This window comes from Acidaminococcus sp., assembly GCA_022482815.1.
Taxonomy (GTDB): Bacteria; Bacillota; Negativicutes; order Acidaminococcales; family Acidaminococcaceae; genus Acidaminococcus.
In genome coordinates this window covers 1,024,930-1,040,599 of sequence record JAKVOM010000001.1, presented here as the reverse complement: position 1 = coordinate 1,040,599, position 15,670 = coordinate 1,024,930, and the positions used below count along the sequence as shown (strand labels likewise).

The following is a 15,670-nucleotide window of genomic DNA, read 5'->3' as shown; positions in this document are numbered from 1 at the left end:
ACAACAAAGTGAGAATTTTGCATAAAAAAATACCGAAACCTCGGTATTACCCAAAGTTTCGGCATAAAAGTCTGTTTAAATCAGTGGAAGTCCTTCAAAGGAACGTGCCAGGTCGCTCATTGCATACTGGATTTCCTTATAGGGAGATACGGCAAGGGAAATATCCGTGGTTTCCACCTTGCGGAGTTTCTTCTTTTTAAACTTGTCTCCATCCCGCTTGTACATATAAAGATCGGCGGAAGTAATCACACGAAGATAAGTTTCCGGTCCATCATCCCAATCCATGAAAAAGGACTGCACCAAATACTCGCGCATGTCATTGACAACGATCAGACCAACTACATCAGCCCCCATAGTTTCGGCAGCCCCGGCCAGCACGGATTCATTGACGCCGTCTGTGGCCTGAACTTCTACATAATTCTGTCCTCTTAACAGAACCTGGGGATCGGAAATAAATTCATATTTCGCTCTCGGGTAGGCCTGGCGCACCTGCCGCTGCCATAACGTCCTCATTTTACTGTTTACCTGACCGGTTCCGTCAATGACAAGAAAGGCAATCTGTTTCCGGTTATAGATTGAAGTTTCTTTTGCCGGAGCCGCACTCTGCGGTTCTGCTGCCAGAGCCGGAACGGCGCCGCAAACGAGCACCAGCAGGCAAAGCAGCATAAAAAGTGTTTTTCTGACAATCTTCATTTCATCCACACCTCCTGTGCAGTCCCCCTGGAAAGTGTAATTCCCAGATGCTGCGCAATGATTTGTCCGGCGTCACCGTACGTCTCCATCGGAGCAAGCGGTCCCGGGCGCACACCGTCACCAAAGAACAGGACGGGGACATGTTCCCGCGTATGATCGGTGCCCTTCCAGGTCGGGTCACAGCCATGGTCCGCTGTAATGAGGAAGAGGTCACCGGGTTTTCTTATTTTTTCAAGTTCCGGAAGGCGATGATCCAGCAGCATCAGCCCCTCCCCGTATCCTTTTACGTCACGGCGATGACCATAGGAAGAATCAAAATCCACAAAGTTCGTAAATACCAGACTACCGTCCGGCGCATTTCGCATCGCTTCCAGGGTAGCATCAAATAACGCAGAAAGCCCTGTAGCGTGATAAGCCTGCGTAACGCCGCGATGCGCGAAAATATCGGCAATCTTTCCTACGGCATGAACCTCACCGCCGCTTTCCGTTACAAAATCAAGCAGGGTCTTTTCCGGTGCTGCCACCGCATAATCATGGCGGTTTCCCGTGCGGGTGTATTCCCCGCTCTTTTCTCCGATGAACGGTCTGGCAATGACCCTGGCAATTTTATAAGGTTTTACCAGTTCAAAAGCAATTTCACAAAGCTTATACAACCGGTCAAGGCCAAAATATTTTTCATGGGCAGCAATCTGCAGGACGCTGTCAGCTGACGTATAGACAATCGGCTTGCCGCTGCGGATATGCTCATCCCCCAGCTCCTGGATAATAACCGTTCCGGAAGCATGTTTTTCTCCCAGCACACCCGGAAGACCGCCTTTTTCAATCAGGCCGGAAATAAGTTCCTGTGGGAAGCAGTGCGGCACATCGGGAAAATAGCCCCAATTAAACATGACAGGATAACCGGCCAGTTCCCAGTGCCCGCTCAAAGTATCCTTGCCCGTACTTTTTTCTGCTGCGTAGGTATAGGCACCCCGGATTGGCTCACCCGCACCGATGGAAGGTGCAAAAGCATGGCCAATACTCATCTCATGCGCTTTGCCAAGGCCAAGCTTTGCAAGATACGGCAAAGCAAATGGTTCCAAAGCGCTTCCTTTTTTGTGTTCCGATTCAAACCATTCGGCAATATGCCCCAGCGTATCGGCACCTTGGTCACCAAAACGTCCGGCGTCAGCCGCTCCGCCGATACCAAACGAATCAAACATCAGAATGATACAGCGTCCCATGGTTTTCACTTCCTCTCCAAAAGTTCTTCCAAAGCTCTCCGAACAACTTTTTGGAAGCGTTCCTCTGCCTGCTTATAAACTTCAGGAGGTGCAATATGTTCACTTTCAGTACGCTTTGCCACGACACCGCAAAGGCTTGCTGCCTGCAGTCCAAGAGCCTGTGCCGTCACAAAGAGAGCAGCCGTTTCCATTTCGTAGCAAAGAGCACCCAATGCCTGCCATTCCTCCAGACTGCCCTGGAAGCGGCGGATTACATAACCGGTAAAACTGTCATACCGTTCCTGTCCGGGCCAGAAAGTATCCGAGGAAACACAAATTCCTACCTGACAAGGGATTTTTTCAATCCGTGCCGCATAAACCAAAAGCTGCGTCAAATCGAAATCGGCAACGGCAGGAAATTCCAGCGGAGCATAATGGGTACTAGTGCCTTCAAGACGCACTGCGCCTTTAAAAATCGCCACGTCACCCAGCTGAAGGTCTTCCTGGATTGACCCGGTCGTTCCTACACGAATGACCCGGCGAATCCCAAGTCTGGCCAATTCTTCCAGACAAATAGCCGTAGAAGGACCGCCCATTCCGGTCGAGCATACGAGAACAGGCTGATTTTGAACCTGGGCAAGCCAGCTTGTATATTCACGGTGGCTGCCCAGCTCTACGGCCGGACCCAGCGCTTCCGCAAGCGTCTTAACGCGTCCGGGATCCCCCGGCAAAATAGCCGTGTCGGCTCCCAGGAGCATATTTCTTGACAATTGTGTATGATACAGAATTTCTTCTGGTTTGGAAAAATTGGCCATTTTTATTCCCTCCGGAATCTAATTCTTCAGGCATATATCGTATAGATAATTATACCATAGCCAAGCAGAAAATTGAGAGAAATCTAAGCAATACGTAATCAGTTGATGATTGGTACATCTGCGGTAATGACTGTTTTAAGCTGCCGACGGCTGTTGGCCGATAAGCGCATGAATCGGACTTAGTAACTATTCTTTTTGAGGAATTTTCATTGTAAAACGTTCCGCTGCCCTTCAGCTTTTAGTGGGTATAATTTTTCACTAAAATAAAAACAGCCCCGTACCTCAAGTGCGGCACGGGGCTATCCTCACGCAGTTTTTTAATTTTGCAGCGACCGGCTGACGATAGGAAATGCAGCCTTGTAAAGAAGCAGAGACAGGATAACACAAACCACATTACTGACAGCCATGCTGACACAGCAATTCAAGGCCGATACATAAGCCACCTCGCGCGGAATTCCCAAAATAAAGTATTTGAAACTGAACCGAATCAAAGGCTCTGTAATTACATTAGCCACTGCGCCGCCCGCACAGGCCAGAAAAACGCGGCGGGAAGAAGCCTGCTTTTCTGCATTATGTCCGGCATGAAAAATTGCGGCCGTAACCCACCCGAGTATAAACTTAGCCAAAAAAGTCGGAGGTGCCGACGTGGTGTAACCGGCAAGAACATCCGCTAGTGTCAGCCCGACAGCTCCCGAAAGAGCGCCGTACTTCGCACCCAGAAACAGTGCCGACAGCATGATAAAAGTATGGCCGACATAAATTTTTCCTGTAAGACCCAGCCCCATCGGAATTTCAATCCGCAAATACGAAAAACAGGCAAACGCCAGGGCCGCGAAGAGCCCTGCCAGCGTCAGCTTGTGAATTTGTACGGAATTCATCAGAATCACTCCCCTATATGGTTTACATTATAGGAAAGCAGCCTGAAAATGAAAATGCACGGTTGTAAAAATTTTTCTTAAAATGTGTACACTTTTTACATGGCTTTACAAATAAAGGGACTGCTGAATGATTTCTCATTCTGGCAGTCCCTTGTTTTTATTCCTGTGAATCTTTTTCCATCGCTTCTTTTACAGCTTCTTCGCAGCTGCGCATAGCAAGAATGGATTCCTCAAAGACTTTATTAAGATCCCACCCCAGCATTTCTGCTCCGTCTTTAATAACATCACGGCTGCAGCCGGCGGCAAAACGTTTGTCCTTGAATTTCTTCTTCAGAGATTTTACTTCCATATCCTGCACACTCTTGGAAGGACGCATCAAAGCGGCCGCCCCAATAAGACCGGAAAGTTCATCCACTGTATAAAGAACTTTTTCCATTTCAAGTTCCGGTTTGACATCGCTGCAGCGCGGCCAGCCATGGCTTACTACAGCGTGGATCAATTTTTCATCCCAGCCTTTATCCTTCAGGATTTCAGCTTCCTTACGGCAGTGCTGTTCCGGATATTTTTCATAATCCAAATCATGCAGCAGTCCGACAAGGCCCCAGAAATCCTCTTCGTTTTCATATCCCAAAGTCCGGGCAAAATAGCGCATGCAGCCTTCTACGGTCAGTGCATGCTGACGGTGAAACGGTTCTTTATTATATTCCTTGACTAAAGCCCAGGCTTCTTCTCTCGTTTTTTCGCTCATAACTGTCAAGCTCCCTTCAATGCGTATGGAATAAGTATATCACAAAAGTGTGAAAGGGGATGAAATAATCAGTATCATCTGCCGATTACAGTGAAACTTTAATGACTTTCGAGTCGTCAGTTTTCCATCTGCCAGGCTTCAGGACACGTGCAGAAATGACAAAGGGACGATTATAATGACTAAAAAAGCGGCGAAGAAAATTTTCTTCACCGCTTCTGAGTTTACTTTGCGTAGTCCACCGCGCGGGTTTCCCGCACAATGACAACTTTGATCTGGCCCGGATATTCCATTTCCTCTTCGATGCGCTTTGCCACATCGTGAGCGAGGATAACGGCAGCATCATCGTCCACCTTATCAGGTTTGACCATGATACGAATTTCACGGCCGGCCTGAACCGCATAACATTTTTCGACACCGTCGAAGGATTCGGCAATCTCCTCAAGCCGCGTAAGCCGTTTGAGGTAAGTTTCCAGGGTCTCCCGACGAGCTCCAGGTCTGGCAGCCGAAATCGCATCGGCCGCGGAAACAAGAACAGCTTCAACAGAGGTTGGTTCCACATCACCATGATGGGACATAATTGTATTGATAACCGTATCCGTTTCATGATACCGCTTAGCCACCTCAGCACCCAGATCCACATGGGATCCTTCCACTTCGTGGTCCACAGCTTTACCAATATCATGCAGCAGACCGGCACGTTTTGCCGCGTTCACGTCTACGCCCAGTTCAGCAGCCATAAGGCCTGCCAAATGCGCAACTTCCGTAGAATGCTTCAACACATTCTGCCCATAACTGGTACGGTACTTCAACCGCCCCAGCAGTTTGATGAGTTCCGGATGAATTCCGTGAACTCCCGTCTCAAAGGTAGCCTGCTCACCGGCTTCCTTGATTTTCTGATCCAATTCTTTTTGGGCCTTTTCCACCATTTCCTCAATACGAGCTGGGTGAATTCGGCCATCGTTGATCAATTTTTCCAGAGCGATACGGGCTACTTCCCTGCGCACAGGGTCGAACCCGGAAATAATAACAGCTTCCGGCGTATCATCAATGATAAGATCGATACCGGTAAGGGTTTCGAGGGTCCGGATATTACGTCCTTCACGCCCGATGATACGACCTTTCATTTCATCATTCGGCAGCGGAACGACCGTTACGGTAGTTTCTGCTACCTGGTCGGCAGCACAGCGCTGAATCGCCAGGGAAATAATTTCCCGAGCTTTCTGATCGGCTATGTCTTTTGCCTCCTGCTCCATATCCTTGATCAGTTTTGCCTTGTCATGCTTAACTTCATCCCGCACATTATCCAGCAATTCCTGTTTCGCTTCATCACTGGTAAGTCCGGAAATTCGTTCCAATTCCGTGACTTGCTGACCATAGAGTTCATCCACTTTTTTCTGTGCTTCGCGAAGATGGTTGCTTTGTTCCTGAAGTTTTTCTTCCTTCTTCTCATACGCATCCATCTTGCGGTCCATATTTTCTTCTTTTTGGACTAAGCGGCGTTCTTTCTTAGCCAGTTCGGCACGTCTTTCCTTGTTTTCCCGTTCCATTTCGGAACGCAGACGATGAATTTCTTCTTTTGCTTCGAGAAGCGCTTCCTTCTTCTTCGCCTCTGCCTCTTTCTGGGCATCCTCGACCATTTGACGGGAAACGTCTTCTGCTTTGCCAATTTTACTTTCGGCCACATTCTTGCGTCCGAAGTATCCTGCGCCTGCGCCGATAATCACGGCACCAACTGCAACAACTATAACTATGGGATCTATGATTCACACCTCCTTTTTTATGGAATTTTCACACTTTCTTTACATACAACAAATAAGGCAACCATGAGGGTCGCCTTAATACCCAATGAATTGGACATTGTTATTTTATAGTATTTTGAGAGGAGTGTCAACAAAGGAGCCGTCGCCCATGCCCGATTTTCCGCGGTTTAAACGGATTTATATATGGTCTTTGAACAAGTACACCCTTTTCGTGTAATCTCTTCTCAAAAACAAAAATGCAGTGTCTGAAAGGCTGTTTATACTTTCCAGACACTGCATTTTTACACAAATTATTCCAATGACCGATTTTACTCTGCCATATCATCATAGAGACCAATCGTCTCCGCAATCACGCCGCTCGTAAATCCACGGGATGTCAGCATCCTTGCCAGTGCGGCTTTGCCCTTGCGGGATTCATCCCCATATTTGCGGCGAAGTTTGGGCATCTGCTGCCGGGCCAGTGCTCCGGCTCTTTCCCGCTCCTCTGCTTCCGTGATTTCTTCCATAAGCCGTTCCGCAATGTCCTGCGGAATCATCCGTTTTGAAAACATCAGGCGCAGATACTGCCGTCCGTAATATTTTTTCCTTCTCCAGGCATCGACCACATATCCGGCACAGCGCTCGTCATCGACGAAATGATGGGAACGGAGCGCCGTAAGGACACGCTCTGTCATTTCATCGCTGCAGCCGCGTTCTTTCAGCTTAGCCGTGAGTTCAGCCGAACTGTGATCCCGATCTGCCAGGCGATCAAGGGAAAAATTATACGCATCGGCGTAGGAAAGGAGCATTTTTTTCGATTTAGCCCACATTCGTCGGGTCCTCTTCCGGTTTCAACAGATTTTCGGAATCGCCTTCATCCCCTGCAAGCGGAGCCAGAGGAGGAAGTCCTGCAGCTTCACGGATTCTGTTTTCTACCTCAAAAGCCATATCCGGATGTTCCTTGAGAAATGCCTTCGTATTTTCACGGCCCTGGCCGATACGCTCATCACCATAGGAATACCAGGCACCGCTCTTATTGATGATGTTGTACTGAACACCAAGGTCTACCAGGCACCCTTCGTGGGAAATACCCTGGCCATACATGATATCAAATTCAGCCTGTTTGAACGGAGGCGCTACTTTGTTCTTAACGACTTTGACACGCGTCCGGTTGCCGATAACATCATTACCGTTTTTGATACTTTCGATCCGGCGTACATCCATACGAACCGTCGAATAGAATTTCAGCGCACGGCCGCCGGTCGTCGTTTCAGGGTTGCCGAACATGACGCCGACTTTTTCACGAATCTGGTTGATAAAGACGGTTGCCGTACGGGACTTGGAAATGACACCCGTCAATTTACGCAGTGCCTGGCTCATCAGACGAGCCTGCAGTCCTACGTGGGAATCACCCATGTCGCCTTCGATTTCTGCTTTCGGAACCAGCGCTGCCACAGAGTCAATAACAATAATATCAATGGCACCGCTGCGAACCAGGGCATCACAGATTTCAAGGGCTTGTTCACCGGTATCCGGCTGGGAAATCAAGAGGTTATCGATATCGACACCCAGATGACGGGCATATTCCGGATCCAGCGCGTGTTCAGCATCAATGAAAGCTGCATATCCGCCGCGCTTCTGAGCTTCCGCAATCATATGCAGCGCGACCGTCGTCTTACCGGAAGATTCAGGTCCGTAAATCTCAATGATGCGGCCCCGGGGAATGCCGCCGACGCCGAGGGCTATATCCAAAGAAAGAGCGCCGGTCGGGATTGTTTCAATATTCATTTTATCTCCGGCGGCACCCAGTTTCATGATGGAGCCTTTACCGAAGTCTTTTTCAATTTGTTTTACTGCTGCGTCTAAAGCTTTGCTTTTATCCATATCCATGCTCATCACTTCATCTCCTTGCAATATCTTCATACTGGTATTCTATAAACATTTGTTCGATTCGTCAAGTCTTTCCGCCACTTAGTCTGATTTTTTTCTCTGAATATATCGGCCTGCTGTAGTCGGCAGCCAGCCGCCGGCGTAAAAGAGGCCGTGCAAAAATGAAATCATTTTTGCACGGTCCCTTTCTTATCATTTTACCGCTTTGGCGTCATTTTCTTTTCTGGGTTTCCGCGGCAGGGCCCGCAGTTCCTCCGGCGTAAAGAGGTAATGACGGCCGCAGTAGTGACAGGTCACTTCCGTCTTCGGATCCTTCAGCATGGCCTCAAATTCCTTATCAGGAAGGCCCTCTATCATGCGTTCTACACCTTCCCGGCTGCAGCTGCAGTGGAAAGATACGGGATGGGAGTCCAAAATATCCACGGTCATCCCCTTGCCGACGATGCGAATGATATCCTCAGCCGTATGCCCTTGTTTCAGCATTTCTGTTACAGGAGGAAGGGACATGACATTATGTTCCAGCGCTTCCAGAAAATCATCCGTGGCACCTGGAAGCGGCTGGACAAAGAACCCGCCCGATGCAGCAATGGAACAGTCCGGATTCACCAGTACCCCTAATGCGACAACGGAGGGCGTCTGCTCGGAATCAAACAAATACTTTGTCAGATCGTCGGCAATTTCGCCGCTTTTCAGCAGAGAGCAGCCGGTAAAAGGCGCACCCTTTTCAGGAATCCGGGTGACAATAAGGAGCCCATCCTTACCAACACCGCCGCCAACGTCCAGTTTGCCGTTTTTGGAAGGCAGCATGACCTGCGGATGCTGCACAAAACCGCGAACCGTGTATCCTGTGGCATCAGCCAGTACCTGGCCCAGAGGGCCGTTGCCCTTGAAGCGAAGTGTTACACCTTCGTTGTCCTTCATCGTGGCTGCCATCATGAGCGCTCCGGCACAGGCGCGCCCCAGGGCAGCTGCCGCTACCGGACTTAATTTGTGAGTTTCATTCATATATTGGGTCAAGTGGGTCGTCGTAACCGCATACACGCGAGCATCTCCCACTGTACCACGCACTAATACATCTTCCATGATGCTCACAGGTTCTTCGTCAGGTTGACCATTTCAATAACAGCTTCTGCCGTAGAAGATCCCTTGTTGCCTGCTTTAGTGCCGGCGCGTTCCACGGCCTGTTCGATGTTTTCGGTCGTAAGGATACCAAAGCCCGTCGGGACTTCCGTTTCCATGTTGACGAGGGCAATGCCCTTGGAGACTTCGTTGCAGACATAATCATAATGGCTCGTTGCACCGCGAATGACGGCACCAAGGCAGATGATGCCATCATATTTACCGCTTTTTGCCATCTTTTTGGCAATGAGTGGAATTTCAAAAGCGCCCGGAACCCAGGCTACTGTAATATCATCAGCGGATACACCATGACGAACGAGCGTATCTTCCGCCCCGGAGAGCAGCTTGCTCGTAATAAAATCATTGAAACGGGAGACGACAATCCCGAATTTAAGACCTTGCGCAAGTAATTTTCCTTCTAAAACCTTCATTTCAAAACCTCCGTTTCATGCAGTTCATGGCCCATGCGGACTTGCTTGGTAACCATGTATCTATGATTATAGCGATTATCTTTCATGATGATAGGCACGCTTTCCGTAATGGTAATGCCATATCCGGAAAGGCCGGCACGCTTGGCAGGGTTATTCGTAAGGAGACGGATACTCGTCAGTCCCAGGTCGGACAGAATCTGGGCACCGATACCATAGTCGCGCTGATCCGGTTTGAAGCCCAGCTTAATGTTGGCATCCACCGTATCGAGGCCCTTATCCTGCAGTTCATAAGCGCGCAGCTTATTGGCAAGGCCAATACCGCGGCCTTCCTGGCGCATGTAAAGAACCACGCCGCAGCCTTCCTTTTCAATCATCCGCAGGCTCGTTGCCAGCTGGTCGCCGCAGTCGCAGCGCAGGGAACCAAAAGCATCCCCCGTAAGGCATTCGGAATGGACGCGGACAAGTACGTTTTTCTTACCGGCCACTTCTCCCTTGATGATAGCTACATCGCACTTATCATTCAAATCATTTTCGTAACCAATTGCGCGGAACGTGCCATACTTGCTCGGCAATGCCACATTAGCAATACGATGAACCATCTTTTCGGTTCTCTTGCGGTAGGCAACAAGATCGGCCACGGTGATAAAGGTCAGATGATATTTCTTGGCAAATTCAATCAGTTCCGGAGTTCTTGCCATCGTACCGTCGGCACTCATGATTTCGCAGCAGATACCAGCCGGAGTGAGACCTGCGAGTTTACACAAATCGGTCGTTGTTTCAGTATGACCGGTACGGCGCATAACGCCGCCTTCTTTGCTGCGCAGCGGGAAGACATGGCCCGGACGACGGAAGTCCAGAGGCTTGGCATCCTTGTCGGTAAGCTTCTTGATGGTATAGGCTCTTTCCACAGCAGAAATGCCCGTGGTCGTATCCACATGGTCAATGGACACGGTGAAAGCCGTTTCGTGATTATCCGTATTGTTAGCAACCATCGGCTCCAGCTGCAGACGATCCAGAATGGACCCGTCGCAGGGAGCGCAAATCAATCCCTTGGCATGAGTAGCCATAAAGTTAATGGCATCCGGCGTTACAAAATCCGCCGCCATGATCAGGTCGCCTTCGTTTTCACGGTCAGGGTCATCCGTTACCAGTACCATCTTACCGGCCTTGATATCGGCAATTGCCTCGTCAATCGTGTTAAACTTAAATTCATTGTCCATAACACACACTCCTTATGCAAACCCATTTTCCAGCAGGGACTTCATTGTAAGACCACCGCTACGGTTTTCCATCATTTTTTTTATATATTTTCCCAGGATATCGGTCTCAAGATTGACCTTATCGCCGGGTTTCTTTACACCTAACGTTGTAAACTGCACAGTCAGGGGAATCAGGGACACTGAAAAATTCGTATCCGTGACATCCGTTAACGTCAGGCTGATTCCGTCAATGGCAATCGAGCCCTTGGTCACCATAAGCTGCAGCAATTCCGGCGGAGCACTGATTGTCGTGACCTTCGCAATACCTTCCGGTACCATACGCACAATCGTTCCCACGCCGTCAACGTGGCCCTGCACAATGTGGCCATCAAGGCCGTCACCTACGCGGAGGGTCCGTTCCAGATTCACGGGATCTCCCTTTTTCAGGAGGCCGATTGTTGTGCGCCGCACCGTTTCCGGCATGACATCCACTGTAAAATGATGGCTGTCCGCACTCGTCACGGTCAGACAAGCCCCATTACAGCAGACACTTTCTCCAATCACGAGCTGGGGCGGAATTTTTTCGGCCGAAAGGGTCAGTCGATAAGAATTCTGTTCACGCCGCAGCGCTTCCACATGCCCCAATTCGGCAATAAGTCCGGTAAACATGAGGTCAGCTCCTTTCCAGAAGGCCCGTAACCATAACGTCCGGTCCCACCTCTTCAACGTGTGGTTCCTGCAAGGTAATCCGCTCATCCATTGTGGAAGCCCCCTTGCCTCCTATGGCGGTCAGGTTATCTTTTCCGCCAATCAGGGAAGGTGCAATAAACGCGTACACACGCTGAGCCAGCCGGGCATCCAGGAAAGCGCCAAGAACAGCGCTGCCGCCTTCTACAAGAAGACTGGTAAGCGACTCTTTGCCCAGTGCATCAAGAAGGGCCTCCAAGTCGATATGACCGTCTTTTTCCGGCAGAGGAAGCACTGTAACCTGCGGAATTTCAGACATCTTTTTCCATCTTTCCTGCGGCACTTTCTCTGAAACAACAAGAATTGTCTTTGCTGCGCCATCGGTAAAAACTTTCCGGTCCGTTGGAAGTTCGGCATGCGTATCCAGGATGACACGAACCGGGTTATTGCCCTCTACAAGACGGCAGGTCAGAGACGGATCATCGGCAAGAACGGTTCCCTTCCCTACCAGAATGGCATCATACCAGGCGCGCAGACGGTGGGCATAGCGGCGGGAAGCTTCGCTTGTAATCCACTTGGAGTCACCGGATGCCGTGGCAATCTTGCCATCGAGCGTCATTGCATATTTCAAAACGGTAAAAGGACGACCCGTCGTCATCCAATGCATAAACACTTCATTCTGACGCCGTGCTTCCTTTTCCAGGATGCCTGTGACCACTTCTACACCGGCCTCTCTGAGACGGGCAAATCCGCGCCCTGAAACCCGGGGATTCGGATCTCCGGTCGCCGCGACCACCTTGCGGATACCGGCCTTGATCAAGGCCTCGCAGCAAGGGCCCGTACGTCCATAGTGGGAACACGGTTCAAGGGTCACATAAGCCGTCGCACCACGGACTTTATCTCCAGCGTCCGCCATCGCATTGACCTCTGCGTGCGGTGTCCCTGCCTTGTGATGATACCCGCGGCCCACAATTTTCCCGTCCGGTGCCACAATGACGCAGCCCACAAGCGGATTGGGACTCGTATAGCCACGGGCCTTCTCAGCAAGGTCCAGGGCAATTCTCATATACTCTTCATCAGTCAAGTCAGTCACCTCTTCACATATGAAAAAACCGCACTAACTCCTTGGGGAGATAGTACGGCTACACTCATTCCATGCTGTCTTTTCTCATCCAGACTCTACTGTCGGTATTGGACTTGCACCAATTCATGCCCGAAGGCTCGCGGACTTTACCGCCGGTTGGGAATCTCACCCTGCCCCAAAGACAATTCCTATTAAATTACTGCTTTATTATAACACATATGAGTAGAAATGCAAATTGAGTGGCTGGCAAGGTATGTGTCAAGCAACGAACTGCGCAAAAAGAGGCTGGAAAAAAATGCTGACACATTTCTTCCCAGCCTCTTTCATCTAGAACCTGATAAGACTGCGCGTACCGTTCGGGGACACAAAATAAAGATTGCCCAGGTGAAGTTTGCCATCGATCAGCTCAAACTGCGGAGCAACGATGTCGCCGCCCTGCGATTTAATCTGAACGTCATCAAAAGCAAGCCGTTTGTACTGGTTGGAGAAAGCCCCGCTGATAGAATCAAATTTAATGAGCGCGTAGATTCCCTTACCCGAAGTAAAAGAACCATACGTCAAAGTGGATTTCGGGTTCCCGTCACATTTCATCGTGAGATCGAGCTCTACCAGAGTCTTGAAATACGGAGCATTGGCCGCCACTTCACTCTTCAGGTTATGCCCTTTGACATAAACGTCATAAGCTTTGGTATCGATATTAAACCCACCATGGGCGTCGCACGTACCGCCGAAAACATCAGCCGTCACATTCTGCGCCCCGATGTACCCGTCTTTGTACTTAAAATTACCGCGAAGATTGGTAAACGCAAGACCGGGAAGCGTCAGGCTCTTCATGTAAAGCTTGCCCACAATCACCGGTTCCGGAAGCTGTCCCGTAACAGCAGCACCGGCAGTAACCGTTTCATGGATATCGAGTCCGGTCCCCAGGGAGGACGGATTCAGTTCCTTGATGCCAAGCTGCAGGTCATAGGTAGAAATTTTGGGTTTAAGGTCTATCGTTCCCTGAATATCCACACCGCCGCCTTCAAGGGTACCACCGAGCTCGCCCGTAGAGAAGTCGATGGTCAGCTTATCGTTGCTGTCATAGTGCAGTGTTGCATTTACGTCTTTAAACGTATGGACACGACTCTTGTAGTAAGCAGTGAGCCGGCAGTGGTTCAGCGTCACTACAACATTCAAGTTTTTCAGTTTGATATCAAATTTTTTCTTCTTTTTCCCAGTGTCCTTCTTTTTTGGCTTTTGCACCCGCTCGATAGCCCGGATTCCCTTGATATGCATCCTGTCATCAAAAGTAAGCGCAATGTCCGCTCCATTCAGTTCCAGGTTATCAATGGTAGATGTAGAAACTCTTTTAAAAATAAAATCAAGCGGTTTGACGTGGAAGTGTCCGTCCGGAATGACAACTTGGTTTTCCCCGCCTTCCGATTTCCAGACCAGATTCTCAAAATGTACATGTCCGAGCGGCGTCGCCGACAAGGCCTCTACCGTGATAGTCCCTTCAAAAAAATGCTGTTTAGCAGCCACCATATTGAAGATAGCAGCTGCCTGACGGCTTAAAATCCAGGCCATGACAAAAAGAACAATAACGGTGCCGAAAAAGATTGCACAGCCATATTTTATTTTTCTTTTATGTTTATTCCAAAACCGTTTTGGATACATATTGTATTACCGCAGTGAAGAAACAGCGGCCTCCATATCCGTCGCTCCAAAAATATAGGAGCCGGCCACGAGCACATTAGCTCCGGCTTCCCGTACCTGCCGCCCCGTTTCGGCGTTGACGCCGCCGTCAACCTCAATCAAGGCGTCCAACTTTCTATCCGTGAGCATCTTCTTCAGACGACGGATCTTGTCCACGCTCGTCGGAATAAATTTCTGACCGCCAAAACCAGGGTTTACGGACATGATAAGCACCATATCCACGTAAGGCAGAATTTCTTCAACAGCCGAAAGAGAAGTTGCAGGATTCAGCGCAACGCCGGCCTTGATTCCTTTGCCATGGATAGTCTGAATCAGGCGATGCAGATGTTTTGTAGCCTCGGCATGCACCACAATCATATCGGCGCCGGCGGCAGTAAAAGCATCAATATAGTTTTCCGGGTGCTCTACCATCAGGTGGCAGTCGAAAAACATATCGGTCCGTTTGCGCAGACACTTTACGACGGGAGCGCCAAATGTCAGGTTAGGTACAAACTGCCCGTCCATCACATCAATATGAACCCAGTCGGCACCGGCATCCTTGATGCGTGCCGTCTCTTCGGCCAAACGGGAAAAATCAGATGAGAGAATGGATGGTGCAATAATCGTCATAACTTTTTTCCTCTTTTCTTTTGACTTGCTAGTTCTTCACGAATGACAAGATAGGAATCATACCGGCTCTGGGCGATTTTTCCTGCTGCCAGCGCTGCTTTGACAGCGCAGTCCGGTTCGTGAGTATGGCTGCAGCCCGTAAACCGGCACTGTCCTTCATAAGCTCGGAACTCCCGAAATCCCGCCGCAGCGGACTCCATTTCAAGCTCGGCCAGATTAATGTTGCCGAAACCCGGAGTATCCACGATAAACCCGCCTGCATAGGGCAGCAGCTCGGCAAATCGTGTAGTGTGCCTGCCGCGCCCGATTTTATCACTGACTGCGCCTGTTTTAAGGGAAAGCCGGGTATCAAGATGATTGAGCAGCGTAGATTTTCCTGCGCCGGAAGGCCCCCCGAAAGCCACCGTAGCTCCGGCAATCCTTTCCTTGATGGGTTCCAGACCCAGCCCATTTCTAGCCTCCACAAAAAGGACAGGATAGCCCAAGGGTTCATAGACGGAACGAATCCGTGCTTCCATCCCCTCCGGGGCAAGGTCCCGCTTATTCATAACAAGAGCAGCGGGAATACCCGCGCACTCCGAAAGTGCCAGCAGTTTATCAATCAGGAGAAAGCTGGGATCCGGGCTGCTGCAGGCAAAAACAGCAAAAAGCCAGTCAAGGTTGGCCACCAGAGGACGCTGCAGCAGGTTTTTCCGATCCGTAATCCCGCTGATCATGCCTTCACTGCCCGCTGCGTCAACAGTCACAAAGTCACCGGCAGCAAGAACGAAGCGATTTTTCTTCATCCTGCCTTTCACTTTGCAGGTATATAAAGTACCGGCTTTGTCTGCCACATAATAGTAGCCGTTATAGGTTTTGATGATTCTTCCTGTCACTTC

Annotated in this window: 16 protein-coding genes and 1 riboswitch; all 16 genes read right to left on the bottom strand. The window is 49.8% G+C overall.

What is annotated here, in order from left to right; translation table 11 throughout:
- Window positions 1-75: 75 nt before the first annotated feature.
- The 16 genes from LKE33_04600 to rsgA all read right to left on the bottom strand — a co-directional run bounded on the left by LKE33_04600 (window position 76) and on the right by rsgA (window position 15,667).
- Window positions 76-693 carry a hypothetical protein gene (locus LKE33_04600; GenBank protein ID MCH3950208.1) on the bottom strand — a complete coding sequence of 206 codons (618 nt, stop codon included), beginning with the start codon at window positions 691-693 and terminating at the stop codon, window positions 76-78.
- Window positions 690-1,916 (bottom strand): phosphopentomutase, encoded by a 1,227-nt coding sequence (locus tag LKE33_04595; protein MCH3950207.1) that lies wholly within the window; start codon window positions 1,914-1,916, stop codon window positions 690-692. The genes LKE33_04600 and LKE33_04595 overlap by 4 nt, the downstream gene beginning before the upstream one ends.
- A 5-nt stretch (window positions 1,917-1,921) precedes the next feature.
- Window positions 1,922-2,710, bottom strand: a complete 789-nt coding sequence (gene udp, locus LKE33_04590) for a uridine phosphorylase (protein ID MCH3950206.1) — start codon at window positions 2,708-2,710, stop codon at window positions 1,922-1,924.
- Window positions 2,711-3,027: 317 nt separating this feature from the next.
- Window positions 3,028-3,588 carry an ECF transporter S component gene (locus LKE33_04585; GenBank protein ID MCH3950205.1) on the bottom strand — a complete coding sequence of 187 codons (561 nt, stop codon included), beginning with the start codon at window positions 3,586-3,588 and terminating at the stop codon, window positions 3,028-3,030.
- A gap of 157 nt (window positions 3,589-3,745) precedes the next feature.
- On the bottom strand, window positions 3,746-4,336 hold the full coding sequence (locus LKE33_04580) for a hydrolase (GenBank protein ID MCH3950204.1): 591 nt from the start codon (window positions 4,334-4,336) through the stop codon (window positions 3,746-3,748).
- A gap of 221 nt (window positions 4,337-4,557) precedes the next feature.
- A complete protein-coding gene (gene rny, locus LKE33_04575) occupies window positions 4,558-6,060 on the bottom strand; it encodes a ribonuclease Y (protein ID MCH3950203.1) in 1,503 nt (500 codons plus the stop codon).
- Window positions 6,061-6,404: 344 nt separating this feature from the next.
- Window positions 6,405-6,905: a recombination regulator RecX gene (locus LKE33_04570; protein ID MCH3950202.1), complete on the bottom strand. Its 501-nt coding sequence runs from the start codon at window positions 6,903-6,905 to the stop codon at window positions 6,405-6,407.
- Window positions 6,895-7,971, bottom strand: a complete 1,077-nt coding sequence (gene recA / locus LKE33_04565) for a recombinase RecA (protein MCH3950201.1) — start codon at window positions 7,969-7,971, stop codon at window positions 6,895-6,897. The genes LKE33_04570 and recA overlap by 11 nt, the downstream gene beginning before the upstream one ends.
- Window positions 7,972-8,157: 186 nt before the next feature.
- On the bottom strand, window positions 8,158-9,048 hold the full coding sequence (gene hslO / locus LKE33_04560; protein ID MCH3950200.1) for an Hsp33 family molecular chaperone HslO: 891 nt from the start codon (window positions 9,046-9,048) through the stop codon (window positions 8,158-8,160).
- Between the two features lie 5 nt (window positions 9,049-9,053).
- Entirely contained in the window at window positions 9,054-9,515 is a 462-nt protein-coding gene (ribE, locus tag LKE33_04555; GenBank protein MCH3950199.1) for a 6,7-dimethyl-8-ribityllumazine synthase, read from the bottom strand.
- Window positions 9,512-10,735, bottom strand: a complete 1,224-nt coding sequence (locus tag LKE33_04550) for a bifunctional 3,4-dihydroxy-2-butanone-4-phosphate synthase/GTP cyclohydrolase II (GenBank protein MCH3950198.1) — start codon at window positions 10,733-10,735, stop codon at window positions 9,512-9,514. Before LKE33_04550 ends, ribE begins: the two co-directional genes overlap by 4 nt.
- Window positions 10,736-10,747: 12 nt before the next feature.
- Window positions 10,748-11,383, bottom strand: coding sequence for a riboflavin synthase (locus LKE33_04545; protein ID MCH3950197.1), 636 nt, complete (start codon window positions 11,381-11,383; stop codon window positions 10,748-10,750).
- A 4-nt stretch (window positions 11,384-11,387) separates the two neighbouring features.
- Window positions 11,388-12,494 (bottom strand): bifunctional diaminohydroxyphosphoribosylaminopyrimidine deaminase/5-amino-6-(5-phosphoribosylamino)uracil reductase RibD, encoded by a 1,107-nt coding sequence (gene ribD / locus LKE33_04540; GenBank protein ID MCH3950196.1) that lies wholly within the window; start codon window positions 12,492-12,494, stop codon window positions 11,388-11,390.
- 63 nt (window positions 12,495-12,557) lie between these two features.
- Window positions 12,558-12,672: riboswitch (FMN riboswitch) on the bottom strand.
- A gap of 140 nt (window positions 12,673-12,812) precedes the next feature.
- On the bottom strand, window positions 12,813-14,144 hold the full coding sequence (locus LKE33_04535) for a hypothetical protein (GenBank protein ID MCH3950195.1): 1,332 nt from the start codon (window positions 14,142-14,144) through the stop codon (window positions 12,813-12,815).
- Window positions 14,145-14,150: 6 nt separating this feature from the next.
- Window positions 14,151-14,792, bottom strand: a complete 642-nt coding sequence (rpe, locus tag LKE33_04530; protein ID MCH3950194.1) for a ribulose-phosphate 3-epimerase — start codon at window positions 14,790-14,792, stop codon at window positions 14,151-14,153.
- Window positions 14,789-15,667: a ribosome small subunit-dependent GTPase A gene (gene rsgA / locus LKE33_04525; protein MCH3950193.1), complete on the bottom strand. Its 879-nt coding sequence runs from the start codon at window positions 15,665-15,667 to the stop codon at window positions 14,789-14,791. The genes rpe and rsgA overlap by 4 nt, the downstream gene beginning before the upstream one ends.
- Window positions 15,668-15,670: the final 3 nt, after the last annotated feature.

Excerpts from the sequence above, each read along its gene's own strand:
- LKE33_04600 (MCH3950208.1), bottom strand. The coding sequence starts at position 693 with ATGAAGATTGTCAGAAAAACACTTTTTATGCTGCTTTGCCTGCTGGTG.
- LKE33_04595 (MCH3950207.1), bottom strand. The coding sequence starts at position 1,916 with ATGGGACGCTGTATCATTCTGATGTTTGATTCGTTTGGTATCGGCGGA.
- udp (MCH3950206.1), bottom strand. The coding sequence starts at position 2,710 with ATGGCCAATTTTTCCAAACCAGAAGAAATTCTGTATCATACACAATTG.
- LKE33_04585 (MCH3950205.1), bottom strand. The coding sequence starts at position 3,588 with ATGAATTCCGTACAAATTCACAAGCTGACGCTGGCAGGGCTCTTCGCG.
- LKE33_04580 (MCH3950204.1), bottom strand. The coding sequence starts at position 4,336 with ATGAGCGAAAAAACGAGAGAAGAAGCCTGGGCTTTAGTCAAGGAATAT.
- LKE33_04570 (MCH3950202.1), bottom strand. The coding sequence starts at position 6,905 with ATGTGGGCTAAATCGAAAAAAATGCTCCTTTCCTACGCCGATGCGTAT.
- recA (MCH3950201.1), bottom strand. The coding sequence starts at position 7,971 with ATGAGCATGGATATGGATAAAAGCAAAGCTTTAGACGCAGCAGTAAAA.
- hslO (MCH3950200.1), bottom strand. The coding sequence starts at position 9,048 with ATGGAAGATGTATTAGTGCGTGGTACAGTGGGAGATGCTCGCGTGTAT.
- ribE (MCH3950199.1), bottom strand. The coding sequence starts at position 9,515 with ATGAAGGTTTTAGAAGGAAAATTACTTGCGCAAGGTCTTAAATTCGGG.
- LKE33_04550 (MCH3950198.1), bottom strand. The coding sequence starts at position 10,735 with ATGGACAATGAATTTAAGTTTAACACGATTGACGAGGCAATTGCCGAT.
- LKE33_04545 (MCH3950197.1), bottom strand. The coding sequence starts at position 11,383 with ATGTTTACCGGACTTATTGCCGAATTGGGGCATGTGGAAGCGCTGCGG.
- LKE33_04535 (MCH3950195.1), bottom strand. The coding sequence starts at position 14,144 with ATGTATCCAAAACGGTTTTGGAATAAACATAAAAGAAAAATAAAATAT.
- rpe (MCH3950194.1), bottom strand. The coding sequence starts at position 14,792 with ATGACGATTATTGCACCATCCATTCTCTCATCTGATTTTTCCCGTTTG.